The sequence below is a fragment of the Pelomonas aquatica genome (assembly GCF_026712205.1).
GTDB classification, from domain to species: Bacteria; Pseudomonadota; Gammaproteobacteria; order Burkholderiales; family Burkholderiaceae_C; genus Pelomonas; species Pelomonas aquatica.
Map to the genome: position 1 here is coordinate 44,177 of NZ_JAPPUW010000005.1, position 23,679 is coordinate 67,855.

At 71.0% G+C, this 23,679-nt stretch carries 19 protein-coding genes; 9 read left to right on the forward strand and 10 right to left on the reverse strand.

The genetic code is table 11. From position 1 onward, the window contains the following. Positions 1–26: 26 nt before the first annotated feature. On the reverse strand, positions 27–830 hold the full coding sequence (locus NYP07_RS06500; RefSeq protein WP_268148640.1) for a GNAT family N-acetyltransferase: 804 nt from the start codon (positions 828–830) through the stop codon (positions 27–29). 210 nt (positions 831–1,040) lie between these two features. Between NYP07_RS06500 and rplM the strand changes: the two genes are divergently transcribed. The 4 genes from rplM to mdtD all read left to right on the forward strand — a co-directional run bounded on the left by rplM (position 1,041) and on the right by mdtD (position 3,829). After that, positions 1,041–1,469 (forward strand): 50S ribosomal protein L13, encoded by a 429-nt coding sequence (gene rplM / locus NYP07_RS06505; protein WP_088482271.1) that lies wholly within the window; start codon positions 1,041–1,043, stop codon positions 1,467–1,469. Between the two features lie 9 nt (positions 1,470–1,478). After that, positions 1,479–1,871, forward strand: coding sequence for a 30S ribosomal protein S9 (gene rpsI / locus NYP07_RS06510; RefSeq protein ID WP_268148645.1), 393 nt, complete (start codon positions 1,479–1,481; stop codon positions 1,869–1,871). A 91-nt stretch (positions 1,872–1,962) separates the two neighbouring features. Beyond that, positions 1,963–2,328 (forward strand): iron-sulfur cluster insertion protein ErpA, encoded by a 366-nt coding sequence (erpA, locus tag NYP07_RS06515; RefSeq protein ID WP_268148647.1) that lies wholly within the window; start codon positions 1,963–1,965, stop codon positions 2,326–2,328. Between the two features lie 58 nt (positions 2,329–2,386). Further along, a complete protein-coding gene (gene mdtD / locus NYP07_RS06520; protein ID WP_268148649.1) occupies positions 2,387–3,829 on the forward strand; it encodes a multidrug transporter subunit MdtD in 1,443 nt (480 codons plus the stop codon). On the opposite strand, the gene NYP07_RS06525 is transcribed toward mdtD, so the two are convergent. Together NYP07_RS06525 and NYP07_RS06530 are read right to left on the reverse strand one after the other, a co-directional pair. Continuing rightward, positions 3,826–4,941 (reverse strand): anhydro-N-acetylmuramic acid kinase, encoded by a 1,116-nt coding sequence (locus NYP07_RS06525; RefSeq protein ID WP_268148651.1) that lies wholly within the window; start codon positions 4,939–4,941, stop codon positions 3,826–3,828. The genes mdtD and NYP07_RS06525 overlap by 4 nt on opposite strands. After that, positions 4,919–6,265 (reverse strand): M23 family metallopeptidase, encoded by a 1,347-nt coding sequence (locus NYP07_RS06530; RefSeq protein ID WP_268148653.1) that lies wholly within the window; start codon positions 6,263–6,265, stop codon positions 4,919–4,921. The genes NYP07_RS06525 and NYP07_RS06530 overlap by 23 nt, the downstream gene beginning before the upstream one ends. A 278-nt stretch (positions 6,266–6,543) precedes the next feature. Here NYP07_RS06530 and tyrS point away from each other — a divergent pair, with 278 nt between their 5' ends. Next, on the forward strand, positions 6,544–7,770 hold the full coding sequence (gene tyrS, locus NYP07_RS06535; protein WP_268148655.1) for a tyrosine--tRNA ligase: 1,227 nt from the start codon (positions 6,544–6,546) through the stop codon (positions 7,768–7,770). A gap of 64 nt (positions 7,771–7,834) precedes the next feature. Here the strand turns inward: tyrS and NYP07_RS06540 are convergent, their stop codons facing one another. The 3 genes from NYP07_RS06540 to NYP07_RS06550 all read right to left on the reverse strand — a co-directional run bounded on the left by NYP07_RS06540 (position 7,835) and on the right by NYP07_RS06550 (position 13,326). After that, complete coding sequence (locus NYP07_RS06540) at positions 7,835–9,430, reverse strand: hypothetical protein (RefSeq protein ID WP_268148657.1); 1,596 nt, start codon at positions 9,428–9,430, stop codon at positions 7,835–7,837. Positions 9,431–9,621: 191 nt separating this feature from the next. Further along, entirely contained in the window at positions 9,622–10,008 is a 387-nt protein-coding gene (locus tag NYP07_RS06545; protein WP_268148659.1) for a carboxypeptidase-like regulatory domain-containing protein, read from the reverse strand. A gap of 9 nt (positions 10,009–10,017) precedes the next feature. Beyond that, positions 10,018–13,326 (reverse strand): S41 family peptidase, encoded by a 3,309-nt coding sequence (locus NYP07_RS06550; RefSeq protein WP_268148661.1) that lies wholly within the window; start codon positions 13,324–13,326, stop codon positions 10,018–10,020. A 378-nt stretch (positions 13,327–13,704) separates the two neighbouring features. Between NYP07_RS06550 and NYP07_RS06555 the strand changes: the two genes are divergently transcribed. From NYP07_RS06555 to NYP07_RS06570, 4 genes are read left to right on the forward strand one after another with little or no spacing between them, the layout of a single operon-like run. After that, complete coding sequence (locus NYP07_RS06555) at positions 13,705–15,243, forward strand: DUF4331 domain-containing protein (RefSeq protein ID WP_268148663.1); 1,539 nt, start codon at positions 13,705–13,707, stop codon at positions 15,241–15,243. An 11-nt stretch (positions 15,244–15,254) separates the two neighbouring features. After that, entirely contained in the window at positions 15,255–15,518 is a 264-nt protein-coding gene (locus NYP07_RS06560; protein ID WP_268148665.1) for a hypothetical protein, read from the forward strand. A gap of 2 nt (positions 15,519–15,520) precedes the next feature. Continuing rightward, the gene (locus NYP07_RS06565) at positions 15,521–16,678 is read left to right on the forward strand and encodes a hypothetical protein (protein WP_268148667.1); all 1,158 of its coding nucleotides are present in this window, start codon (positions 15,521–15,523) and stop codon (positions 16,676–16,678) included. Next, positions 16,675–17,775, forward strand: a complete 1,101-nt coding sequence (locus tag NYP07_RS06570; protein ID WP_268148669.1) for a HupE/UreJ family protein — start codon at positions 16,675–16,677, stop codon at positions 17,773–17,775. The genes NYP07_RS06565 and NYP07_RS06570 overlap by 4 nt, the downstream gene beginning before the upstream one ends. A 6-nt stretch (positions 17,776–17,781) precedes the next feature. Here NYP07_RS06570 and NYP07_RS06575 read toward each other — a convergent pair whose 3' ends face one another. The 4 genes from NYP07_RS06575 to gspD all read right to left on the reverse strand — a co-directional run bounded on the left by NYP07_RS06575 (position 17,782) and on the right by gspD (position 23,678). Then, the gene (locus tag NYP07_RS06575; protein WP_268148671.1) at positions 17,782–18,672 is read right to left on the reverse strand and encodes a 5'-nucleotidase; all 891 of its coding nucleotides are present in this window, start codon (positions 18,670–18,672) and stop codon (positions 17,782–17,784) included. A 185-nt stretch (positions 18,673–18,857) separates the two neighbouring features. Then, positions 18,858–20,069, reverse strand: a complete 1,212-nt coding sequence (gene gspF / locus NYP07_RS06580; protein WP_268148673.1) for a type II secretion system inner membrane protein GspF — start codon at positions 20,067–20,069, stop codon at positions 18,858–18,860. A 10-nt stretch (positions 20,070–20,079) separates the two neighbouring features. Next, positions 20,080–21,504, reverse strand: coding sequence for a type II secretion system ATPase GspE (gspE, locus tag NYP07_RS06585; protein WP_268148675.1), 1,425 nt, complete (start codon positions 21,502–21,504; stop codon positions 20,080–20,082). After that, positions 21,504–23,678, reverse strand: a complete 2,175-nt coding sequence (gene gspD / locus NYP07_RS06590; protein WP_268148677.1) for a type II secretion system secretin GspD — start codon at positions 23,676–23,678, stop codon at positions 21,504–21,506. The genes gspE and gspD overlap by 1 nt, the downstream gene beginning before the upstream one ends. Position 23,679 lies beyond the last annotated feature (1 nt).

Genomic DNA, 23,679 nt, shown 5'->3' on the forward strand with positions numbered 1-23,679 from the left:
CGCCGGCCGCGTCATCCCGCCGCCATTTATTCCTTGGTTTCGCGGTCCGAGGCGTCGAAATGGGCCTTGACCTCGGCGACGCTGTCGACGATGCCGCTCAGCACCTGGGCCTGGCGCTTGAACTGGAAGTCCAGCTCACCGAGGTGGCGGTCCAGCGCCTGTTCGACCTGGGAGCCCACGGTGTCCGGCGGCAGGCGCAGCCAGGCGGCCGACTCGCCGCCGTCGCGCTCGACGACGGCGCCCGCGGCGGCGGCGATGCGCAGCATGGGCCGGTTCTCGCTGAGGGCGTGGATGAAGAGAGTGTCGACGCCGCGGTTGCGTGCGTGCAGGGCGGCGGCGTCGAACAGCCGCCGGCCCAGGCCGCGGCCGCGCGACTGCCGCAGCACCGACACGCCGAACTCGGCCATCGTGCGCTGCGACGGGCTCGGCGGCGGTGGCTCGTAGGCCAGATGGGCCAGCGCGACGAGCTGCAGGCGGCGGTTGAAGATGCCCAGCACCTCGTCGCGGCCGAAGTCGATGCCGAGGGCGTATTTGTGGATCTGCTCGTCCGAGGCCGGGTAGCCGAAGCGCAGATAGCGGTCGTGAGGCTCCAGCGCGAGCAGGTGCTCGACGATGCGGCGGCGGTGGCGCCGGGCCAGCGCGTGGATGGGCACCCAGGTTGACAGCCGCTCCAGCGCCGCGCGGGCGCTGGCCAGCGGGCCGCCGCCCGGCTCCGCGGGCGCCCGCGTTGGCGCGGTCTTCGGATCGGGGCCGAAGGCCGACAGCTCGTGGTCCCAGTCCGCCGGGTCGGCGGGCGAGGGCTCGGGGGCGGCGGGAGGGGTTCCGGGCATGGCTGAATCTTGGAGATGGCTAGATTAGCGCGCCGGGCCTTTCCAAGCCATCGATCGCGCTGGTACACTCGTGGGCTTTTCCGTCAAAAGGCTGCGGGAAAAATCCGTCCGAGAGGTTGTGCAACAGACACAGCACCGAGGCCGGCCGAAGTTTCAGCCATCCATCGCCGGCTTCTTCTTTGAGGGGTCGGCACAGCGAAAGCTACTCTCATGAAGACCTTCAGCGCCAAGCCGGCCGAAGTGACGCACGAGTGGTTTGTGATTGACGCCACCGACAAGGTGCTCGGACGTGTTGCCAGCGAAGTGGCACTCCGTTTGCGCGGCAAGCACAAGGCCATCTACACGCCTCACGTCGACACCGGTGATTTCATTGTCATCGTCAATGCCGACAAGCTCCGCGTGACCGGCAACAAGGCCACCGACAAGGTGTACTACCGCCACAGCGGCTTCCCTGGCGGCATCTACGCCACGAAGTTCAAGGACATGCAAGCCAAGCACCCCGGCCGCGCGCTGGAGAAGGCCGTCAAGGGCATGCTGCCCAAGGGCCCGCTCGGCTATGCCATGGTCAAGAAGCTGAAGGTCTATGCAGGTCCCACGCACCCGCACACCGCTCAGCAGCCCAAGGCTCTCGAGATCTAAGGAACGGCCATGATCGGAAATTGGAACTACGGCACTGGCCGCCGCAAGTCGTCGGTCGCTCGCGTCTTCATCAAGAAGGGCACGGGCCAGATCATCGTCAACGGCAAGGCCATCGACGCCTACTTCGGTCGTCAGACCTCGATCATGATCGCCAAGCAGCCCCTGCTGCTGACGAACAACGGCGAGGCCTTCGACATCAAGGTGAACGTGCACGGTGGCGGCGAGTCCGGCCAGGCCGGCGCGCTGCGCCTGGGCATCACCCGCGCGCTGATCGACTACGACGCGACGCTCAAGCCCGAACTGAGCCGCGCCGGCTTCGTCACGCGTGACGCGCGTGAAGTCGAGCGTAAGAAGGTCGGTCTGCACGGCGCCCGTCGCCGCAAGCAGTTCAGCAAGCGCTGATCGACGCTTCGCGTTCAAAGAGGCCGCACGATCGTGCGGCCTTTTTCATTTCCGCCGACAATCAGGCATCTCCCAGATTCCAGGAACTTCGATGAGCGCCGTTCTCGAAACCCCCGCTACCGACATCCCCGCCCCGCTGGTGTTCACCGACAGCGCCGCCGACAAGGTGCGCGACCTCGTCGCCGAGGAGGGCAACCCCGAGCTGAAGCTGCGCGTCTTCGTGCAGGGCGGCGGCTGCTCCGGCTTCCAGTACGGCTTCACCTTCGACGAGGCCGTCAACGACGACGACACGCAGATGCAGAAGAACGGCGTCACGCTGCTGATCGATTCGATGAGCCTGCAGTACCTGATGGGCGCCGAGATCGACTACAAGGAAGACCTGCAGGGCGCCCAGTTCGTCATCAAGAACCCCAACGCGACGACCACCTGCGGCTGCGGCTCCAGCTTCTCGGCCTGAGTTGGCACTGGCACTTGCACTGAAGACCGCCTCCGGGCGGTTTTCTGCTTTCTGAGCCATGGCAGCCTCCTCGCCCCCGACCGACCCTCGGCAGGAGCAGTCCCTGCGCGTGCTGCTGTGGCTGGTGGCCGTCGGCTTCTTCATGCAGACGCTGGACGCCACCATCGTCAACACGGCGCTGCCGGCGATGGCGCGCAGCCTGGGCGAGAGCCCGCTGCGCATGCAGTCCGTCATCGTCGCCTACTCGCTGACGATGGCCATGCTGATCCCGGCGTCGGGCTGGATGGCCGACCGCTTCGGCACGCGCCGGGTCTATGTCGGCGCCATCGTGCTCTTCGCCATCGGTTCGCTGCTGTGCGCGCTGTCGCCGAGCCTGAGCGTGCTGGTGGCCGCGCGTGTCGTGCAGGGGGCGGGCGGCGCGCTGCTGCTGCCGGTCGGCCGCCTCGTCGTGCTGAAGACCTTCCCGCGCGAGCGCTTCCTGCAGGCGATGAGCTTCGTCGCCATCCCCGGGCTGATCGGCCCGCTGATCGGGCCGACGCTGGGCGGCTGGCTCGTCGAGGTCGCGTCCTGGCACTGGATCTTCCTGATCAACCTGCCGGTCGGCGTCGTCGGCGCGCTGGCCACGCTGCGCCATATGCCCACGCCGCCGCCGGCCGCCGTCGCGCGCTTCGACGCCGCCGGCTATCTGCTGCTGGCCTTCGGCATGGTCGCGATCTCGCTGGCGCTGGACGGCCTGTCGGGCCTGGGCCTGCGCCAGGCTTCGGTCCTGGTGCTGATGATCTTCGGCCTGGCCAGCCTGACGGCCTACTGGCTGCATGCGCTGCGCCGGCCCGACCCGCTGTTCTCGCCGCAGCTCTTCCGCGTCGGCTCGCTGCGCATCGGCCTGCTGGGCAATCTGTTCTCGCGGCTGGGCAGCTCCTGCATGCCCTTCCTGATCCCGCTGCTGCTGCAGGTGACGATGGGCTATTCGCCCGCCCAGGCCGGCATGATGATGCTGCCCGTGGCCATCGCCAGCATGTCGATGAAGCGCATGACGACGCCCCTGATCACCCGCCACGGCTACCGCCGCGTGCTGGTCGTCAACACCGGCCTCGTCGGCCTGACGATGATGAGCTTCGTGTTCGCGTCGCCCGGCCAGCCGCTGGCGCTGCGCATCCTGCAGCTGGCCGTGTTCGGCGCCGTCAACTCGATGCAGTTCACCGCGATGAACACGCTGACGCTGAAGGACCTCGGGCCCGACACGGCCAGCAGCGGCAACAGCCTGCTGTCCATGGTGCAGATGCTGGCCATGGGTATGGGCGTCGCGGCGGCCGGTGCGGTGCTGGCGGCCTTCACGGATGTCTTCGGCAGCGGCGGTGCGCAGACGCTGGATGCCTTCCGCGCGACCTTCGGCTGCATGGCCCTGATCACGATGGCCTCGGCGGGCATCTTCTGGCAGCTCGACGCGCGGGACAGCCGCGCGGCCGCCGCCCACGGCGAGGCGGAAGCCGGCGAAGCCTAGGCGGGGTAGAGCGCACCCAGCAGCCGCGGCCCCGCGGCGCCGGTGACGGTGGGCAGGTTGCCCGGCAGCCGCTCGACGAAGCGATGCGCCAGCCAGGCAAAGGCGGCGGCCTCGACCTGATCCACTGGCAGGCCGTGTTCGGCGCTGGTCTGCACGGCGGCGCCGGGCAGCAGGGCGGCCAGGCGGCGCATCAGCGCGCCGTTCAGCGCGCCGCCGCCGCAGGCGATCAGCCTTGTCGCGCCGGGCATCTGCGCACGGAGCGCGGCGGCCGCGCAGCGCGCGCTGAGCTCCAGCAGCGTCGCCTGCACGTCCTCGGGCGCGAGGCCGGGCGTGAGCCGCGCGTCCAGCCAGTGCTGATGGAAGAGGTCGCGGCCCGTGCTCTTGGGCGGCGGCAGTGCGAACCAGGGCTCGGCCAGCAGCGCGGCCAGCAGTTCGGGCAGCAGGCGGCCGGTTGCGGCCCAGGCGCCGTCGGCGTCGTAGGCCAGGCCGCGGCGGCGGGCGATCCAGCCATCCATCAGGCAGTTGGCCGGGCCGCAGTCGAAGCCGCCCGTGCGGCCGTCGGCGAAGAGCAGGCTGAGGTTGGCGATGCCGCCCAGGTTCAGCACGGCCACGTCGCGGCCCGCGGCGCCGAACACGGCGCGATGGAAGGCCGGCACCAGCGGCGCGCCCTGGCCGCCGGCGGCGACATCGCGGCTGCGCAGGTCGCAGATCACGGCCATGCCGGCCTGCTCGGCCAGCAGCGCGCCGTTCAGCAGCTGGGTCGTGTAGGCCTCGATGCCGCCGGGCCGGTGGCGCACCGTCTGCCCGTGGGCGCCCAGCGCGCGTACCTGCGCGCGCGGCGTGCGCGTGGCCTCCAGCAGCTGCGAGACCAGGTCGGCATAGCCGCGCGCGACGGCATTGGCCGCCAGCGCGGCGCGGTGCAGTTCGTTGTCGCCGGGCGCGTTCAGCGCCAGCAGTTCGTCGCGCAGCGCCGGGGCGAAGGGGGCGTGCACATGGCCGATGACGGCCATCGCATCCGCGTCGAAGAGCACGCCATCGATGCCGTCGAGCGAGGTGCCCGACATCAGCCCGATGTAGAGGGCCGACGGTTTACTCAGCGGCGGAGACGCCATCCATCGTCTCGGCGACCGACAGCTGGGTCTTCACGCTGGCGACGATCTGCTGGAACTGGGCCTTGGCGTAGTTGGGCAGCGTGACGGCCTCGGAGGCGCGCGCGATGGTGCGCGGGTCCATCAGCCGGCTGCCGGCGTGGAACTCGAAGTGCAGATGCGGGCCGGTGGCCCAGCCCGTCATGCCGACGGCGCCGACGCGCTGGCCCTGCTCGATGCGCTGGCCCTTCTTCACGTCGATCTTGCTGAGGTGGGCGTAGACGGTCTCGCGGTCGCCGCCGTGGCGGATCTTGACGACATTGCCGAAGCCGCTCTGCCAGCCGGCCATTTCGACCGTGCCGTCGCCCACGGAGCGCACGGCCGTGCCGGTGGGCGCGCCGTAGTCCACGCCGTTGTGCTGGCGCCAGGTGTTCAGGATGGGGTGGAAGCGCATCGCGAAGCCGCTGGTGATGCGCGAGAACTCCATCGGGCTGGCCAGGAAGGCGCGGCGCTTGCTCTGGCCGTCGAAGCCGTAGAAGCTGCTCTTGCCGGTGGCCTGGTCCTTGAACCAGACGGCGCTGTAGGTGCGGCCGTTGTTCGTGAACTCGCCAGCCACGAGGCGGCCGACGCCGCCGTCCCAGGTCACGGGCTCGCCGTCGGCCGTCAGCGTCTCGTAGACGATGCTGAAGCGGTCGCCCTTGCGCAGCTCGCGGTGGAAGTCGATGTCGCCGGAGAACATGTCGGCCATCTGCGAGGCGATGGCGTCGGGGATGTTGGCGTCGTCGGTGGCGGCGAACAGCGAGCTGCGGATCGTGCCGCTGCCCAGGGCCACCTGGGTCTGCAGCGGCGCGGTCTCGGTGCGGGCGCTGAAATGCGCGCCGTCGCGCTCGATCGTCAGGCGCGTGAAGTGCGTGCCCTGCTGCTCGACCTTCTCGGCCGGGAAGCGCACGACGATCTTCTGCACCTGGCCCGCGGCGTCGGCCGTCAGGTGGACCATCTTGCCGGCGCGGCCCTGCAGCACGCGGCGACCCAGCGGGTCGGTGCGCAGGAAGGCGGCGGCGGCCGGGTCGAAGGCGCCGGCGCGCCTGAGCAGGCTGTCGGGCGTGTCGCTGGAGCGGGTGGCCTCGGCGCGGGTCAGGCCGATGGCGTGGGCGGAGAGTTCGTCGAGCTGGGCCGCGATGTCGGGCGTGGGCAGGGCTTCGACCAGCGTGCGGCGCGGCAGCTCGGCCGCGTCGGGCGCCAGCGGTGCGATGCCGAAGGCGGTCACGGCGAAGCCGCTGAGGATGCCGACGACGGAGGCAGTCAGCGCGCGCGGATGCCTGGCGGCGAAGGCTTCAGCGCTTTTCAACGCTGTTTGAAGCTGATGCAGACGTTTCTGAACTGCGGTCACGCGCGGGCATCCCGGGGTTGTCGCTGGGGCAATCCCGGCCAGGCCGGTTCCATGCGAAGGGCAGCGCGGAGTTCAAAACCATGCTGCCCTTAAAATCCATGCCGGTTGTGTTGAAGCAACACCCCCGATCCGAAGGGTGAATTCTAACGGCTCCTGTCCACCCGGCATGCCGGTTTACCCCGATGGATCAACAACTTAACAATCGCGTCCGGCCCGCCGCCGGGTGCTGAGCCGCCATGTCCGACGCCGCCCAATTCCCGATCACCGATGCCGTTCTGGAGGCCCTGGCCGTCACCCGCCGCGGGGTCAACGAACTGCTGCCGGAGGCCGAGTGGACGAAGAAGCTGGCCCGCTCGGCGGCGACGGGCGTGCCGCTGCGCATCAAGCTGGGCCTGGACCCGACGGCGCCCGACATCCACGTCGGCCACACCGTGGTGCTGAACAAGATGCGCCAGCTGCAGGACCTGGGCCACGAGGTCATCTTCCTGATCGGCGACTTCACCTCCATGATCGGCGACCCTTCAGGCCGCAACGCCACCCGCCCGCCGCTGACCAAGGAACAGATCCAGGCCAATGCCGAGACCTACTACGCCCAGGCCCGGCTGGTGCTGGACCCGGCGCGCACCGAGATCCGCTACAACTCCGAATGGAGCGAGCCGCTGGGCGCGGCCGGCATGATCCAACTGGCCAGCAAGTACACGGTGGCCCGCATGCTGGAGCGCGACGACTTCACGAAGCGCTTCCAGAGCCAGACGCCGATCTCGGTGCACGAGTTCCTCTACCCGCTGATGCAGGGCTACGACTCGGTGGCGCTGAAGAGCGACCTGGAACTGGGCGGCACCGACCAGAAGTTCAACCTGCTGATGGGCCGCCACCTGCAGCAGGAATACGGCCAGGAGCCGCAGTGCATCCTGACCATGCCGCTGCTGGAGGGCCTGGACGGCGTCGAGAAGATGTCCAAGTCCAAGAACAACTACATCGGCATCACGGAGCCGGCCAACACCATGTTCGCTAAGATCCTGTCGATCAGCGACGTGCAGATGTGGAAGTGGTACGAGCTGCTGTCCTTCAGGTCCATCGCCGAGATCGCCCAGCTGAAGGCCGAGGTCGAAGGCGGGCGCAACCCCAAGGAGGCCAAGGTCGCACTGGCCAAGGAGATCACCGCGCGCTTTCACAGCGCCGCGGCGGCCGATGCGGCCGAGGCCGACTTCAACAACCGTGCCAAGGGTGGCATCCCGGACGACATCCCCGAGGTGCAGCTCAGCGGCGCGCCGCTGGGGCTGGCCCAGGTGCTGAAGGCGGCCGGCCTGGTGGCCTCCACCAGCGAGGGCCTGCGCATGATCGAGCAGGGCGGCGTGCGCCGTTCCGGCGAGCTGCTGTCCGACAAGGGCCTGAAGCTCGACGCCGGCGAGCATGTGCTGCAGGTCGGCAAGCGCAAGTTCGCGCGGGTCGTGCTGGGCTGAGCGGCGCGGCGAGAGAAAGCAGAAGGGAGGCCGAGCCTCCCTTTTTCGCGTGCGCGGCCCGGATTCAGATGCAGCCCGGGAACTTGAACGAGGCGATGCGCGTGGACCAGTTGAAGGCCCCGTCGCTCTTCAGGTACTCGGTGGTGTACCAGAAGGTGCAGTCGTCGACCGGGTCCACCGTCATCGCGCTGTAGTCGCCCCAGCGCGCCAGGTTGGAGCCCGTCTGCGAGCCAGCGCCCTCGAGGATCGAGGTCTCCGCCTGCATCGTGCCCAGCGGATCATTGGCCGCGCGCGTCGTATAGCGGATGCCCGGATGGATGGCCGTGCTCGACACGCTGTAGCCCAGCGCGATATTGCCCTGCTTGTCCTGCGCGATCGAGCCCATCCAGCGCCAGGTGCCGTCCGGGTTGAAGGTGCCCTGCTGGTACACGGCGGTGGCGGTACGCGGGTTGCGCACCTCGTACCAGCGCACGGCGGCATTGCCGCTCTTGCGCGTGCCGCCCACCTGCACCGAATGGGTGACGACCACACTGTCGTAGCTGCCGAAGTTGCGGTAGGCAAGACGGAACATCAGCCGATCGGCCAGCGAATCGAGCTTCTGCGACACGCCTGCCTGCGGGATGCAGGTGCCGCCACCGCAGGCGGCGGCGTAGGACGCGACCGGCAGCGACGCCGGCGTGCCCGAGAAGCTCGTGTTGGCCGGCGTGGCCCAGTCGACCTGCATCAGCCAGCGGTACAGCGAGTTCGAGCCGCGCGCCATGAAGATGCCTGGCGAGCCCGCGGGCGGCGCGGTCGTGCCGTCGAGGTCGGCGGGCAGCAGGCCGCCATAGCTCGTGGAGAGCTGGAAGCACTGCTGCGTGGCCGCCCTGCCGGCCAGCATGGCGCTGCGGTCGTAGGCGCAGGCCTTCGCACCCTGGAAGGTGCTGGTGAACATGTTGAAGCTGATGTAGTAGGCATCGGGCCACACGCCCATCTTCGGGTAGTCCGGGAACACCGAGCCGTAGCTGAAGGCGTAGAGGTTGTAGGCGCCCGTCGCGTCGGCGGTCTGCGACACCGCGACGCACTGGTAGTAGGGCGTGGTCGTCACCGCGAACTGCGAGATGACCCAGCGCTGCGCGAGCTTGTCGAACACGACGACCGGGTCGCCGTCGTTGTCGGACGCGCAGCGCCCGCCCAGCGGCTGGAACAGCGTGTTGATCGGCACCGGGCCGTACAGCACATTGCCGCTGGCCTTGTCGAACACGGCCAGCGCGGTGTTGACCGTCTGCACGTATTGCGTCGTGCCGGCCGCGCCGTTGGTGTCGGGCGGCGCGGAATTCACGGTGAAACTGCCCTGCGGGCCGGTAAAGCCCTGGCCGATGCCGTCGAAGCCCAGGCCGGGCGTCGTCGCGGCGGGCAGGATGGTCTGCGACTGCAGCGCGCCGTCGCTGGGCGTGCCGGGTCCGTCGAGCCAGGGCAGGGGCTTGGCCGCATGCTCGCGGCCGCTCTTGCTGAGCTCGTCGGGCCTGGGCATCGAGCCGCGCAGCGACTTCAGCGTCGCGTGCTCGGCATGCGTCACCTCGACGCCGTTGGCATTGGGGGCGGCCTGCGCGGACGAGGTGGCCACGAAGGACAGCGCCAATGCAAGCCACGCGGCGTGTGTTGATCCGGCTCTTCTCATGCGTGCTCCTGGTGTGGTTGCGACGACAACGCCGATCACCGACCTTCATGGAGCCGGCGTCGCGCGCGGTCGACGGTGAGGCTGCAGGCCCGGCTCGGACAGGCAGGTGCGCACATCGTGAACGAAAGGCACATCGGTTGTAAACCCGTCGAAACGATGTCATCCCCTGTTTGCAGGGCATGAGCGCGCGTTCACCGCAGCCCGGAATCGCAGGCGATCGTGACGTCGACGGTCTGCTGCGCCTGCACGACGGCTTGCACGCTGTCACACCGCGGCAGGGGGCTGTTGTGGATCCGCACACGAACCTCGGAGCGCCCCGGTCGCGCCGGGATGCGGAAGCGCCCCGCCGCGTCGGTTCGGGAGGTCGCGATCGGGCGGCCGCGCGCATCGCGCAGCTCGATGGTGGCGTCGGCAAAGGGGGCCGTGCCCGCCTCGCCGCGACGCTGCGGGCCGGGCTGCGTGGGCCACAGCGTCACGGTGCCGCCGACGCCCGAGCCGGCCCCCTGCGCCGCCACCGGCGCCAGGCCGGCACCGCAGGCCGCGCTGAGGCATAGCGTGCAGCGGACGAGCCGGCGCATGGCGGTCGCTCACTCGGCCTTCGTGCGCGGCTGCACCGGCCGCGGATACGGCCCGGGCCTCACCTGCGGCACCGGCTGTGCGGCGATGCGCCGCTTCAGCTCGGCGATCGCCGCGTCCAGCTGCGCGTCCTGGCCCATGAAGCTCGCGCGCGGCGGGTTGTCGACCTCGATGTCGGGCGACACGCCGATGCCTTCGATCAGGAAGCGGCCGTCGGCGTCGATCTGGCCGTCCTCGGCGGCGCGCATGATGCCGTTGTCGAGCAGGCGGTTGCCGTCGGACAGCCACACGCCCGCGCCCGAGCTGCGCCTGCCGATGACGGGGCCGATCTTCAGGCGCTTGAAGCCCTCGGAGAAGGTCTCGCCGTCGGAGTAGGTGTCCTCGTTCATCAGCACGACCGTGTGGCCGCGGAACACGTTCTGCATATTGGCGTAGACCGGCGCGCCGGCCGGCGAGCGCGGCTGCCAGAAGGCCCAGGCGCGGCGCAGCAGCTTCTCGAGGATCCAGCTGTCGATGTTGCCGCCGTTGTTGTAGCGCACGTCGATGATGAGGCCGTCGCGGTCGCTGGCGGCGTAGAACTCGCGCACGAAGTCGGCGATGTCGGCCGGCCCCATCGCGCGCAGATGCACATAGCCGATGCGGCCCTGGCCGGCCTGCTCCACGGCGCGGGCGCGGCCGACGCGCCAGTCGTTGTAGCGCAGCTGGTTCTCGCGCGGCTGGGCCACCGGCGTGACGATGCGCTGCACCGTCTTGCCGCCGGCCAGTCTCACCTCCAGCAGCACCTGGCGGCCGGCCTGGCCGCGCAGCAGCTCCAGCAGATGGGGCGCGCCGGCCGTGGGGCGGCCGTTCAGCGTCGTGATGACGTCGCCCACCTTCAGCCCCAGGCCGGGCGCGGCCAGCGGCGCGGCCTCGGACGGCAGCTCGGGGTCGGCGCCGTAGATGGCGTCGATGCGCCAGCCGTCGGCCACGCGCGAGAAGCGCCCGCCCAGGCCGGCCAGGCCGGGTTCGTCCGGCCCGTTGCGCGTGTCGCCGGGGCCGACCTGGCTGTGCAGCGCGCCCAGCTCGCTGACCATCTCGGCCATCAGCTCGGCCAGCTCGTAGCGGTCCGTCACGCGCTCCACCAGCGGCTCGTATTTGGCGCGCACGGCCAGCCAGTCGACGCCGTGCATCTTGACGTCGTAGAAGTGGTCGCGGTGCATGCGCCAGGCGTCGGCGAACATCTGCTTCCACTCGGCGCGCGGCTGCGTGGCGATCTGCCAGTCGCTCCAGCGCACCTGCGCCTTGGCCAGCTCGGCCGGCAGCTTGGGCGCCGCGTCGACGATGAGAACCTCGGGCGCCGCGCCGCTGCCCTGGTTGCGCACCAGCATCAGCTTCCTGCCGTCGGCGCTCAGCTCGTATTCGCGCACGTCGCCGGCCAGGGTTTCGGCCGGGCTACCCTGGTTGTCGATGGCGACGGACTTGAGCTGGCTCTTGCCGTCGAGGTCGCGGTCCAGGAACCACAGCCGCTTGCCGTCCGTGCGCAGCGCATGGAAGTCGCCGGCCGGCAGCGGCAGCTCGAACAGGCGCTCGGCGAGGCCATCGAAGGCGATGGCGGGATTGGGCTTCTTCTCGGGCGCCTTCTTGCCGTCGGCGCCGGCCTTGTCGTCGGCCTTTTTCTCGGCGGGCGTCTCCAGCTCATCCCTGGCCGCGAACGGCGAGCGCAGGCCCGGCTGCAGGGCCAGCGCGTAGAGCTTGCTGCGCAAGCCGAAGAAGGGGCCGGTGTTGCGGTCGCCCCAGGGGGCGCTGCCGCCGGTGGTCGCGAAATTGCGCTTGGACGCGAGGTAGAGCCAGTGCCCGTCGGGGCTGAAGGCGGCGGCGTCGCTGTCGTAGCGGTCGCTGGTCAGCGTGTGCGTGCGGCCATCGGCCACGCTGTAGAGCTGCAGCTGGCTGCGGTCGACCTGGCGCAGCGGGCGGGCCCAGACCAAGGCCTGGCCGTCGGGGCTCCAGGCCAGCAGTTGGGGCGGGTCGCCGACGCTGCCGTGGGCGATCTCGCGCGTTGCCGTGGCGGCGGGGGCCTTCAGGTCGGTCAGCCAGATGCGACCTTCCTTGTCGGTGTGGGCGATCCAGCGGCCGTCGGGCGAGGGCATCAGGTTGCGGCGCTGCGTCGTGGCGCCGCTGGTGATGCGCTCGGGCTGGCCCGTGCCGTTGGCCGCGAAGCGCCAGATCTCGGTCTCGCCGCTGAAGTCGCAGATGCCGAACACGCTCTTGCTGTCGGCGCTGAACTCGGCCTTGCGGCAGCGGCCGTCGGCGGGCTGGGGCAGTTCGGCGCGGCGCAGCTGCTGCACGCCTTGCGTCGCGAGATGGCCGCGCGCCGCGAGCAGCGCGCGTTCGCCATTGGGCGCGAAGGCCGTGTCGGTCAGGAAGTCCTGCGGCTTCTTGACCCAGCGCTCGCGCTGCTGGTCGAAGTCGCCGCCGAGGGCGATGTCGAGCTTGCGCGGCGCGGCGGCCTGGGCCAGGTCGACGAGCCAGAGGTCGGCGCCCAGCGCGTAGACGACGCGGCTGCCGTCGATGGACGCGTGGCGGATGTCCCAGCCCCTGTGCGTGGTGTGCTGGCGCAGGTCGCCGCCCTGGGCATTGACGCTCCAGACATTGACCGTGCCGTCGCGGTCGGACAGGAAGGCGACGCGCTCGCCGGCCGCCGTGGCATAGGGCATGGGGCGGCGGTCGTTGTTGCCCTCGGCCAGCAGCGGCCGGGCCTCGGCATTGCCGGCCAGGTCCAGCGCCCACAGCCGCGCGATGGCGCCGCCGCGGTACTGGCGGGCGTTGTCGCTGCGCAGGCCGCTGCGCGTGAAGTACAGCGTCCTGCCGTCTGCGCTCAGCGCGCCGTCGCTGGCCTGGCCCACGGGCAGCTGGCGGCGCTGGCCGGTGCCCGCGTCGATGGCGAACAGCTGGGTGCCTGGGCGGCCGTCCAGGCCTGTATAGACAACTTCGCCGGCCGCCGTGAAGCCCCAGGCCTTCATGCCGCTGCCTTCCCAGGTCAGCCGCTTCGGCACGCCGCCGCCGGCCGGCATCAGATAGAGCTCGGTGCCGCCGTCGTACTGCGCAGTGAAGGCCAGCCATTGGCCGTCGGGCGACACCACGGGCTGGCTCTCCAGCCCCGGGTGGGTGGTCAGGCGCCGGGCTTCGCCGCCCTGGGCGCCGACGCGCCAGAGGTCGCCCTCGGCGACGAGATAGACCTGGTCGCCGCGCAGCGCGGGCTGGCGATAGAAGCCGCTGCTGCCGGCCCAGGCGCTGGTGGCGCACAGTGCGGCGGCGAGGGCGGCAAGACGGAAACGGGGCATTCGGCTCTCCTGAAAGTGGCGCGATTGTGTGAGCCGGCTACAAGCGGGCGATTCGTCACATCGATTGAACCTAGAAACGGCAGTTGACCGCTCGCTATTCATCGGCAGTCTCAGTGCGTCCATGTCTTGCTCATTGCGCAAAGTTCACCACGCCGTTGGGCAGCGCTGCCCGCCCGCTGGACCGCCGCTTCGGGCCGCCGGCTGCGTTGCTCCTTCTCGTGGGCACGAGCCCACTTCGTCGTCGCGCCTTGCCGGCAACCCGCCTCGGCGGCCCCTCGGGCGCGCCCAACTGCCGTTTCTAGGTTGAATCCGGGGGCGGGGGCGCGCCGTAGAGCACTTCAGATGCCAAGCCGGCATCGCCTCACACAGGATGCCCCCATGAAAGTTCGACTCACGCGCAGCGCCCTGGGCGTGGCGCTGCTCTGCCTGGCCTGCGCGGCCCAGGCTTCCAGCCACCGCGAAGCCCCCTTCATCACGACCGTGCCCAAGGTCGACGCGACGGACTTCTATATGTTCCGCAGCTACGAGGCCGGCCGCGACGGCTATGTGACGCTGATCGCGAACTACCAGCCGCTGCAGGACGGCTATGCCGGCCCGAACTATTTCTCGATGGACCCGAACGCGCTCTACGAGATCCACATCGACAACGTCGGCGATGCCAAGGAGCATCTGAGCTTCCAGTTCCGCTTCAAGAACACGCTGTCCAACAACGGCGCCGGGACGGCGCTGACGATCGGCGGCAAGCAGGTCGACATCCCGCTGATCCAGTCCGGCGCGGTGTCCAACGTGAAGGACGCCAACCTGCAGGTCAACGAGAGCTACACGCTGACCGTCGTGCGCGGCGACCGCCGCGTCGGCACCGCGCAGCCGGTCAGCAACGCGGCCAACGGCGCGACGACCTTCGACAAGCCGGTCGACAACATCGGCAAGAAGACCATCGCCGACTACGCCGCCTACGCGGCCAAGCACATCTACACGGTCAACATCCCGGGCTGCGGCATGCCGGGCAAGCTCTTCGTCGGCCAGCGCCAGGACCCGTTCGCGGTCAACCTCGGCACCATCTTCGACCTCGTCAACGCGCCCGTCTCGGTCCTCACCGACCCCAGCCAGATCAATGCGGTGCCCAACGCCCTCGCGGACAAGAACGTCACGACGCTGGCGCTGGAGGTCCACAAGGACTGCCTGAAGTCCTCGCCGAGCGGCGGCGACGTCATCGGCGGCTGGACGACGGCCAGCCTGCGCCAGGGCCGGCTGATCAACCCCAAGCCCGGCAGCGGCCATCAGGCGAGCGAGAAGCCCGGCGGCGCCTGGGTGCAGGTGTCGCGCCTGGGCATGCCCCTCGTCAACGAGGTCGTCATCGGCCTGAAGGACAAGGACAAGTACAACGCCTCCAAGCCCAAGGACGACGCGCAGTTCCTCGACTACGTGACCAACCCGACGCTGCCCGCCCTGCTCGAGATCGCGCTGGCCCTGCCCAACACGGCGCCGACCAACTTCCCGCGCAACGACCTCGTGACGGCCTTCCTGACCGGCATCAAGGGCGTCAACCAGCCAGCGGGCGTCGTCGCGTCCGAGATGCTGCGGCTGAACACGGCGATCGCTCCCGTGCCCTTCGCGCAGCAGAACCGCCTCGGCATCGTCGGCAACATCCTCGCCGGCGGCAGCGACAGCGCGGGCTTCCCCAACGGCCGCCGACCCAAGGACGACGTGGTCGACATCTCCCTCGTCGCGATGATGGGCGGCCTGTGCATGGCCAACGGCGATACCGACAAGCTCGGCTTCGGCGCGGCCTGCAAGCCCTCGGCCGTGCCGCTGGGCGCCACGGCCTTCAAGCTGCACGACGGCGTCGACCAGGCCGTCGTGCCGCTGCTGCCGGCCTTCCCCTATCTCAACACGCCCATCCCGGGCACCAAGTGAAGGAGGCCGTCATGCGAAGCCTGTTTTCGGCATCGGCGGCCCTGGCCGCCGGCCTGGTGCTCGCGGCCTGTGGCGGAGGCGGCTATGGCGACGGCGGCATGGCGCCGGCGCAGACGCCGGCCGCCGCCACGGCCGTGCCCGACAGCGCCATCGCGTCGGCCGCGGCGATGGTGAGCTACCTCAACGCGCTGCCGGCCCAGGACGGCGTGGAGCCGCTCGCGCTGCCCAGCGCGGACGTGGCCGTCAGCGAGACCGACGAGCCCCAGCCGCTGTGACCATGGCGCGCCTGCCCCTTGCCCTGCTGCTGGCGGCGGGCGCGCTGACGGCCTCGGCCGAACCCTTCGTGCCCAGGGACGACGCCGAGATCGTGCAGCGCCTGCCCTATCGCATCGACGCCGCCGAGCGCGCGCGCCACGCGGCCCTGGCGCGCGACCCGGCCCAGCTGCCGCTGGCCGCCGCCGCCGCGCGTGCCGCGCTGCAGCGCGCCCGCGTGCATGGCGACCCGCGCGAGCTCGGCGTGGCCGAGGCCGCGCTCGCGCCCTGGTGGCCGCGTGCCGATGCGCCGCCCGAGGCCGTGCTGCTGCGCGCCCATGTGCTGCAGGCCCGCCACGAGTTCGACGCGGCCCAGGCCGAACTGCATGGCCTGCTCGCGCGCGGCGGGCTGGACGACGCGCAGCGCGCCCAGGCCCTGCTCGACGCCGCGGCCCTGCACCAGCTGCGCGCCGAACTGCCCGAGGCCCGCGCGCTGTGCGAGCAGTTGCGGCCGCTGGCCGCCCGGCCCGCCGCGGCCTGCCTGGCCGAACTGGCCAGCCTGTCCGGCCAGGCCGCCGCCGCCGCGCGGACGCTGGCCGGCCTGGGCGCCGGGCGCGGCCTGGCCCCCGACCCCTGGCTGGCGCTGATGCGCGCGGAGCTGGCCGAGCGCCTGGGCGACGAAGCCGCCGCGCCGGCCCTCTACCGCCTGGCCCTGGCCGGCGAAGACGCGGTCTACACCCGTGCCGCCTGGGCCGACTGGCTGCTCGCGCGCGGCCGCGCCGCCGAGGCGCTGGCGCTGCTGGAGCGCAGCCCCGATGCCGAGGCCGACGCGCTGCTGCTGCGCCGCGCCATCGCGCTGCGCCAGCTCGGCCGCCCGGCAACGCTGATGGAGCGCCTGCGCGAGCGCCTCGCCGCCGCCGACCGCCGCGAGCCCGGCCGCCACGCGCGCGAGCAGGCCCGCTTCGCCCTCGACGTGCAGGCGCAGCCGCACGAGGCCCTGCGCCTGGCCCGTGTCAACTGGGCCCTGCAGCGCGAGCCGGCCGATGCGCTGCTGCTGCTGCGCGCAGCCCTGGCGGCCGGGCGCGACGGCGACGCGACGCGGGCGCAGCTCGCACGGCAGCTGCGCGACAAGGGCTGGCAGGATGTGCGCCTCACCGCCCTCGACAGGAGCTTTGCGTCGTGATCCGTTGGCTGTTGCTGCTGCTGTTCTGCACCGCGGCCCAGGCCCACCAGTCCAGCGAGGCCTACCTGAGCTATCGCGTGGACGGCGCCGAGGTCGAGCAACGCCTGGACATCGCGCTGCGCGACCTCGACCGCGACCTCGCGCTGGACGCCGACGGCGACGGCCAGCTGAGCTGGGGCGAGGTGCGTGCGCGCTGGCCCGACATCGAGCGCCTGGCCGCCGAAGGCCTGCGCTTCACGGCCGATGGCGCCGCCTGCCGCGCGCTGGACCGCGCGCCGCCCCAGCTCGATGAACACAGCGACGGCACGCACGCGGTGCTCGTCGGCCACTGGCGCTGCGCGGCGGCCGTGCACGAACTGCAGATCGACTACCGCCTCTTCGCCGCCACAGACGCCGGCCACCGCGGCCTGGCCCGCCTCGTCGGCGCGGCGGGCGAGCCGCTGCTGCTGGTGCCCGGCGCCGGCCCGCAGCGGCTGGGCACCGAGAGCCGCGGCTTCGCCGGCTTCGTCGCCGAGGGCATGGCCCACATCGCCAGCGGGCTGGACCATGTGCTCTTCCTCGTCACCCTGCTGCTGGTGGCCGTCTGGCGCCGCGACGGCGCGGGCTGGGCGCCGCGGGCCGGCGCGCGCGGCGCCTTCGCCGAGACGCTGAGGCTGGTCACGGCGTTCACGGTCGCCCACTCCATCACGCTGGGCCTGGCCGCCGGCGGCGTCATAGCCCCGCCGTCGCGCTGGGTCGAGTCGCTGATCGCGCTGACCGTGCTGCTGGCCGCGCTGGACAACCTGCGCCCCTTCGTGCCGGGGCCGCGCTGGAGCATGGTGGCCGTCTTCGGCCTCGTGCACGGCGTGGGCTTTGCCGGGCCGCTGAAGGACCTGGGCCTGCGCGGCCACGAACTCGTGCTGCCGCTGCTGGGCTTCAACCTCGGCGTGGAGCTGGGCCAGCTCGCCGTCGTCGCGCTGCTGCTGCCGCTGGCCCTGCTGCTGAGGGCCCGTGCGGCCTACCGGCGCTGGATCGTACCGGGCGGCTCAAGCGCCATCGCGGCGCTGGCCACGCTGTGGCTGGCCGAGCGCAGCCTGGCGCTGAACCTGCTGCCCTGAGAGGGCTCAGCCGGCCGCCACGCCCGCGGCCACCTGGCCGGCCGGCACATGGGCGGCCGCGCTCTCGACGTGGCCGGCCTGGTCGTCGAAGAAGAAGTCGGGCTCGAACTCGCGCAGGAACTCGCCCTTGGCCAGGCCGCCGAGGAACATGGCCTCGTCGACCTCGATGCGCCAGTCCATCAGCGTGCGGATCGCGCGCTCGTGGGCCGGCGCGCTGCGTGCCGTGACCAGGGCCGTGCGGATGCGCATGCCGGGCTCGTGCTGCAGGCGCTGCAGGGCCTCCAGCACCGGCTTGAAGGGGCCGGCCGGCAGCGGCTGGCGGGCGCGCTCGCTCTCGTGCTCGCGGAAGGCCGCGAGGCCGTCGCGCTGGTAGACCTGCTCGGCCTCGTCCGAGAACAGCACGGCGTCGCCGTCGAAGGCGATGCGCAGCTCGCCGGGGTGTTCGGCCGAGGCCTGGCGGGACAGCGGCATCACGCGCGCCGCGGCCACGCCGGCGGCCAGCGCCGAGCGCACGTCGGCCTCGTTGGCGGACAGGAAGAGCTGGGCCGACAGCGGCCGCAGATAACGCCACGGTGCCGCGCCGCGCGTGAACACGCCGCGCTCGATGGACAGGCCGTAATGGGCCGCCGAGCGGAACACGCGCATGCCCGAGATCGGGTCGTTGCGCGACAGCACGACCACCTCGACGCGCGGCACGCCGCCGGCGTTGAAGGCCAGCAGCTTCTTCACGAGCGAGAAGGCCACGCCGGGCGGCGCCGGCTCGTCCAGGCGCTGCTGCTGCAGGGCCATATAGGCATGATCGTCCTCGGCCTCGAAGACCTGGTTCTCGGCCTCGAAATCGAAGAGGGCGCGCGAGGAGATGGCGACGACGAGTTGGCCGGAGAGCGTGGCAGGCATCCCCGCATTGTCAGGCGCGCGCAGCGCCGCCGCCCCTCCAGCGGTTGCCGTGGAACCGGCTTTGTCGGGCCACTGGCAGTTGCCAAGGCCAGAGGCCTTGGCCTTCGCCAGGCACAAACAGTCCACAGGACTGTTTGTGTCCGGGCTCAGCCCCTTGAGGAGCCGGCGAAGCCGGTAGGGGTGGTCTATTTGACCCAGGTGTTCAATTGGATGATCGGCAGCAGCACCGCCAGCACGATCAGCAGCACGATGGCGCCCATCGCGACGATGAGCAGGGGCTCCAGCAGCGTGGCCGCGGCCATAGCGCGGCGCTGCACCTCGGTGCCGAGCTGGCGCGCGGCGCGGCCCAGCATCTCGGGCAGCTGGCCGGTCTGCTCGCCCAGGCGGGCGAACATCGCGAGGATGCCGGGGAAGCGCTTCTTGCCGGCCAGCGCCGAACCCAGCGGCGCGCCTTCGCGCACCTGCACGAGGGCATCCAGCGCATCGGCCTGCATGGCGCGGTTGGAGAGGGTTTCCGCCGCGGCCTGCAGCGCCTTCAGGATGGGCACGCCGGCGCCGGCCAGCATGGCCAGCGTGCCGGCGAAGCGCGCCGCGTTGTAGCCGCGCGCCAGCCGCCCCAGCAGTGGCAGGCCGAGGACGCCGGCGTCGAAGCGCAGCCGGAAGGCCGGCGCCTTCAGCGCCTGGCGCAAGGCCAGGCCGCCCAGCACCAGGCCGCCCAGCAGCGCCCAGCCCCAGGCGCGCACGAAGTCGCTGATGGCCAGCATCGCGACGGTCAGCATCGGCAGCGCGCGCTTGGAGCTGGTGAACACGGTCGCGATCTGCGGCACGACGTAGGTGACGAGGAAGATGACGATGAACACCGAGATCAGCGACACGATGGCCGGGTAGGCCATCGCGCCGACGAGCTTGGCCTTCAGGTCCTGGCGTTCCTCCAGGTCGTCGGCGAGTTTTTCCAGCACCTGGCCGAGCGCGCCGCTCTGCTCGCCGGCCGCGACGACGCCGCGGTAGACCTCGTCGAACTCGCGCGGCGCCGAGGCCAGCGCGCGTGCGAAGGCCGAACCGGCGTTGACCTCGGCCTTGAGCTGGCTGATGAGCTCGCGCTGCTTCACGTCCTCGCTCTCGTCGGCGAGCGCCGTCAGCGCGCGCTCGATGGGCAGGCCCGAGCCGACGAGGCCGGCGAGCTGGCGGGTCCAGACGGCCAGGGCCGTGGCGCTGAACACGCGGCGCGCGAAGCGGCTGCCCTCCTGGGCGCCATGCTGCTGCACGGTCTCGATGGCCAGCGGCGTGAGGCCCAGCGCGCGCACGGCGGCGCGCGCGGCACGCGGGTTGTCGGCCTCGATCAGGCCGCTGGTCTGGCGGCCGGAGTTGCTGAGGGCTTCGTATTTGTAGGCGGGCACGAGGTCGGCCTCAATCTCGGGTGACGCGCAGCACTTCTTCCATCGACGTGACGCCGGCCGTGATCAGCCGCTCGCCGTCCTCGCGCATCGAGCGCAGGCCGGCGGCGCGTGCGGCCGTCGTCAGCTCCGCTTCGGCAGCCTGCTGGTGGATGAGGTTGCGCACGGCCGCGTCGGCCACCATCAGCTCGTAGACGCCGGTGCGGCCCTTGTAGCCGGTGTGGCCGCAGGCCTCGCAGCCGACGGGGTGCCAGTGGCCGTCCGCGTCCTGGCGCTTGCAGGCGGGGCACAGCCGGCGCACCAGGCGCTGGGCCAGCACGCCGAGCAGCGAGCTGCTGAGCAGGAAGGGCTCGACGCCCATGTCGGTCAGCCGCGTGACGGCGCTGGGCGCGTCGTTGGTGTGCAGCGTGGCCAGCACGAGGTGGCCGGTCAGCGAGGCCTGGATCGCGATCTGCGCGGTCTCGTAGTCGCGGATCTCGCCGATCATGATGACGTCCGGATCCTGGCGCAGGATGGCGCGCAGCGCCTTCGCGAAGGTCAGGTCGATCTTGGCATTGACCTGGGTCTGGCCGATGCCCGGCAGCTCGTATTCGATCGGGTCCTCGACGGTCAGCACATTGGTCGTGCTGGTGTCGACGGTCTGCAGCGAGGCATAGAGCGAGGTGGTCTTGCCCGAGCCGGTCGGGCCGGTCACGAGCACGATGCCGTGGGGCTGCTGCACCAGCTTCTTGAAGGCGGCCAGCACGTGGCCGTCCATGCCCAGGCCTTCGAGGGTGAACTTGGATTCGCTCTTGTCCAGCAGACGCAGCACGGCGCGCTCGCCGTGGGCGCTGGGCAGCGTGGACACGCGCACGTCGATGGCGCGGCCGCCGATGCGCAGCGAGATGCGGCCGTCCTGCGGCAGGCGCTTCTCGGCGATGTCGAGCTCGGCCATGATCTTCAGCCGCGAGATCAGCGCCGCGTGCAGCGCGCGGTTGGGCTGCACGACCTCGCGCAGCGTGCCGTCGACGCGGAAGCGCACCGAGCTGCTGCGCTCGTAGGGCTCGATGTGGATGTCGCTCGCGCCGTCCTTGGCCGCCTGGGTCAGCAGCGCGTTCAGCATGCGGATGATGGGCGCGTCGTTGGCGGCCTCGAGCAGGTCTTCCACGGCGGGCAGGTCCTGCATCATGCGCGACAGGTCCACCGCGCTCTCGACCTCGCCGACGACGACGGCCGCGCTACTCTCGCTGCCGGCATAGGCCGCATGGATGCGCTCGGCCAGCGACGCGGCGGGTTCGGCCTCCAGCCGGTCCACCGCGTACAGGCGCTGCACCTCGGACAGCGTGGCCCAGCCGACCTCGGGCGCGGCCCACAGCGTCAGCGCATTGCCGTCGTCTTCCAGCAGCACGCAGTTCGCCTTCGCGAAGGCATAGGGCAGGGGGTGGCGGGTCGCGGCCATCACTGCTTGGGCGCGGACGCCTTGGGCTCGGGCAGCACGGGTGCGCCGGTGTCGGGCAGCAGATAGGTCTTGCTCGGCTGGCCGTTCTGCTGCGCGGCGCGGATGCTCTCGTAGCGGTCCAGGCTCAGCTGGCTGGTGCCCTCGGCGGTGCGCAGCACGACGGGGCGCAGGAAGACCATCAGATTGGTCTTCACGCGCTTGCGGTTCTTGCTGCTGAACAGATTGCCCAGCAGCGGGATCCTGGACAGGCCGGGCACGCCGTCGTCGCCGTCGGTGTACTCGTCCTTCAGCAGGCCGCCGAGCACGATGATGTCGCCGTCGTCGACGACGACCGAGGTCTCGATGGCGCTCTTGTCCAGCGTCGGGCCCTGGGTGCCGCTGCTGCCGGGCACGACGGAGGAGTTCTCCTGGTAGACCACCATGCGCACCGTGCCGCCCTCGCCGATCTGGCTCTTGATCTTCAGCGTCAGGCCGACGTCCTTGCGGTCCACCGTCGTGAAGGGGTTGACGGTGCCGCCGGTCGTCGCGCCGGTGCTGGCGTAGGAGCCGGTCACGAAGGGCACGTTCTGGCCGATGACGATGCGGGCCTCCTCGTTGTCCAGCGCGACGAGATTGGGCGTGGACAGCACGTTGGCGCCGCTCTGGCTCTCGAAGAAATTGGCCAGCGCGCCGATGGAATAGGTGCCGCTGATCTTGCCGACCAGGCCGAGGTTGAAGCCGGTGGGCAGGCTGCTCGTGCCCAGCGCCGTACCGATGGTGCTCCGGTTGCCGGAGCCGGCGGCGATCACATTGAAGATGTTGCTCAGGCCGGTACCGAAGTTCGTCCCGCTGACGCCGACCACCTGATCGCCCTTCGTGCCGATCAGGTTCTGCCACTGCACGCCGAACTGGCCGGCCTTGCTGTTGTCGATCTTGACGATCATGGACTCGACATAGACCTGGGCGCGGCGCGCGTCGAGCTGCTCGATGACGGCCCGCACCTGGCGGTACAGCGGCTCGGGCGCCGTGATGATGAGGGCGTTGGTCGCCGGATCGGCCTGCACGAAGCCGCCGGTGGTGGGGCCCGCGGACTGGCTCAGCGGCGACGTGGCCGCCGTGGCGTTCATGCCGCCCTGGCTGCCGGTGTTGCCGGTGGCGCCGGTCAGGCTCTGGCTGTTGCCGGCGAGCGCGTTGTTGCCGGTGCCGCTGAAGCTGCTGCCGGAGGTGCCGCCCGTGCTGCCGCTGCCGCCCGACGCGGCCGCGCCGAAGGCCGCGCGCAGCACGACGGCGAGCTTGGCCGCGTCGGCGTTCTTCAGGTAGACGACGCGGATGTTGTTGCCGCCGTCGCTGCTGGGCTGGTCGAGCTTGTCGACCATGGAGCGCACGGCGGCCAGCCGGGCCGGGTTGCTGGCGCGCAGGATCAGGCCGTTGGAGCGCGGGTCCACCAGCACGCTGACGGCGCTGCTGCTCTGGCCGGGCACGGCCGCGGCGGCCGTGCCGCCGCCGTCGGCCAGGCGCTGCACCAGCGGCGCCAGGTCGGCCGCGACGGCATGCTTCAGCGGCACGATCTCGATGTCGCTGGTGCCCGGCGTGTCCATGGCCGCGATGATCTTGGCGATGCGCTGCAGGTTGTCGGCGTAGTCGGTGATGACCAGGCTGTTGTTGCCCGGGTTGGCGTTGATGGTGTTGTTGGGGCTGATCAGCGGACGCAGCACGGCGACGAGGTTGTTCGCGTTCTCGTGCTGGATGCGGAAGATCTGCGTCAGGATCTGGTCGCCGCGCACGCTGCTGGTCTCGACGGCTACCGAGCCCGCCTGCAGCTTGGCGTCGGGCTCGGGCAGCACCTTGAGCAGGCCGGCGGTCTCGACCACCGTGAAGCCCAGGCCGCGCAGCGCGGCCAGGTAGTTGCGATAGGCCTCGGCCACGGACACCGGCTGCTCGCTGTAGACCGTGATCGTGCCCTTCACGCGCGGGTCGATGATGATCTGGCGATCCAGCATGACGCCGATGGCGCGGGTCACGGCCTCGATGTCGGCGTTGACGAAGTTCAGCGTGACGGGCGAACTGGCCTTGACGGCCGGGCCCTTGGCGCGGCCGCGCTGGACGGTGGCGCTGTCGGGCTGGGCCTGCGTGGCGCTCGTGGCCAGCAGCAGCGCGGAGATCGCTGCGACGACGGCGGTGCGTGGGAGATTCATG

Coding starts and splice junctions, on each gene's coding strand:
- tyrS (WP_268148655.1), top strand. CDS start 6,544: ATGTCCGACGCCGCCCAATTCCCGATCACCGATGCCGTTCTGGAGGCC.
- gspD (WP_268148677.1), bottom strand. CDS start 23,678: ATGAATCTCCCACGCACCGCCGTCGTCGCAGCGATCTCCGCGCTGCTG.
- erpA (WP_268148647.1), top strand. CDS start 1,963: ATGAGCGCCGTTCTCGAAACCCCCGCTACCGACATCCCCGCCCCGCTG.
- NYP07_RS06550 (WP_268148661.1), bottom strand. CDS start 13,326: ATGCCCCGTTTCCGTCTTGCCGCCCTCGCCGCCGCACTGTGCGCCACC.
- NYP07_RS06565 (WP_268148667.1), top strand. CDS start 15,521: ATGGCGCGCCTGCCCCTTGCCCTGCTGCTGGCGGCGGGCGCGCTGACG.
- NYP07_RS06575 (WP_268148671.1), bottom strand. CDS start 18,672: ATGCCTGCCACGCTCTCCGGCCAACTCGTCGTCGCCATCTCCTCGCGC.
- NYP07_RS06525 (WP_268148651.1), bottom strand. CDS start 4,941: ATGGCGTCTCCGCCGCTGAGTAAACCGTCGGCCCTCTACATCGGGCTG.
- NYP07_RS06500 (WP_268148640.1), bottom strand. CDS start 830: ATGCCCGGAACCCCTCCCGCCGCCCCCGAGCCCTCGCCCGCCGACCCG.
- NYP07_RS06540 (WP_268148657.1), bottom strand. CDS start 9,430: ATGAGAAGAGCCGGATCAACACACGCCGCGTGGCTTGCATTGGCGCTG.
- NYP07_RS06560 (WP_268148665.1), top strand. CDS start 15,255: ATGCGAAGCCTGTTTTCGGCATCGGCGGCCCTGGCCGCCGGCCTGGTG.
- NYP07_RS06555 (WP_268148663.1), top strand. CDS start 13,705: ATGAAAGTTCGACTCACGCGCAGCGCCCTGGGCGTGGCGCTGCTCTGC.
- mdtD (WP_268148649.1), top strand. CDS start 2,387: ATGGCAGCCTCCTCGCCCCCGACCGACCCTCGGCAGGAGCAGTCCCTG.
- gspE (WP_268148675.1), bottom strand. CDS start 21,504: ATGGCCGCGACCCGCCACCCCCTGCCCTATGCCTTCGCGAAGGCGAAC.
- rplM (WP_088482271.1), top strand. CDS start 1,041: ATGAAGACCTTCAGCGCCAAGCCGGCCGAAGTGACGCACGAGTGGTTT.
- rpsI (WP_268148645.1), top strand. CDS start 1,479: ATGATCGGAAATTGGAACTACGGCACTGGCCGCCGCAAGTCGTCGGTC.
- NYP07_RS06545 (WP_268148659.1), bottom strand. CDS start 10,008: ATGCGCCGGCTCGTCCGCTGCACGCTATGCCTCAGCGCGGCCTGCGGT.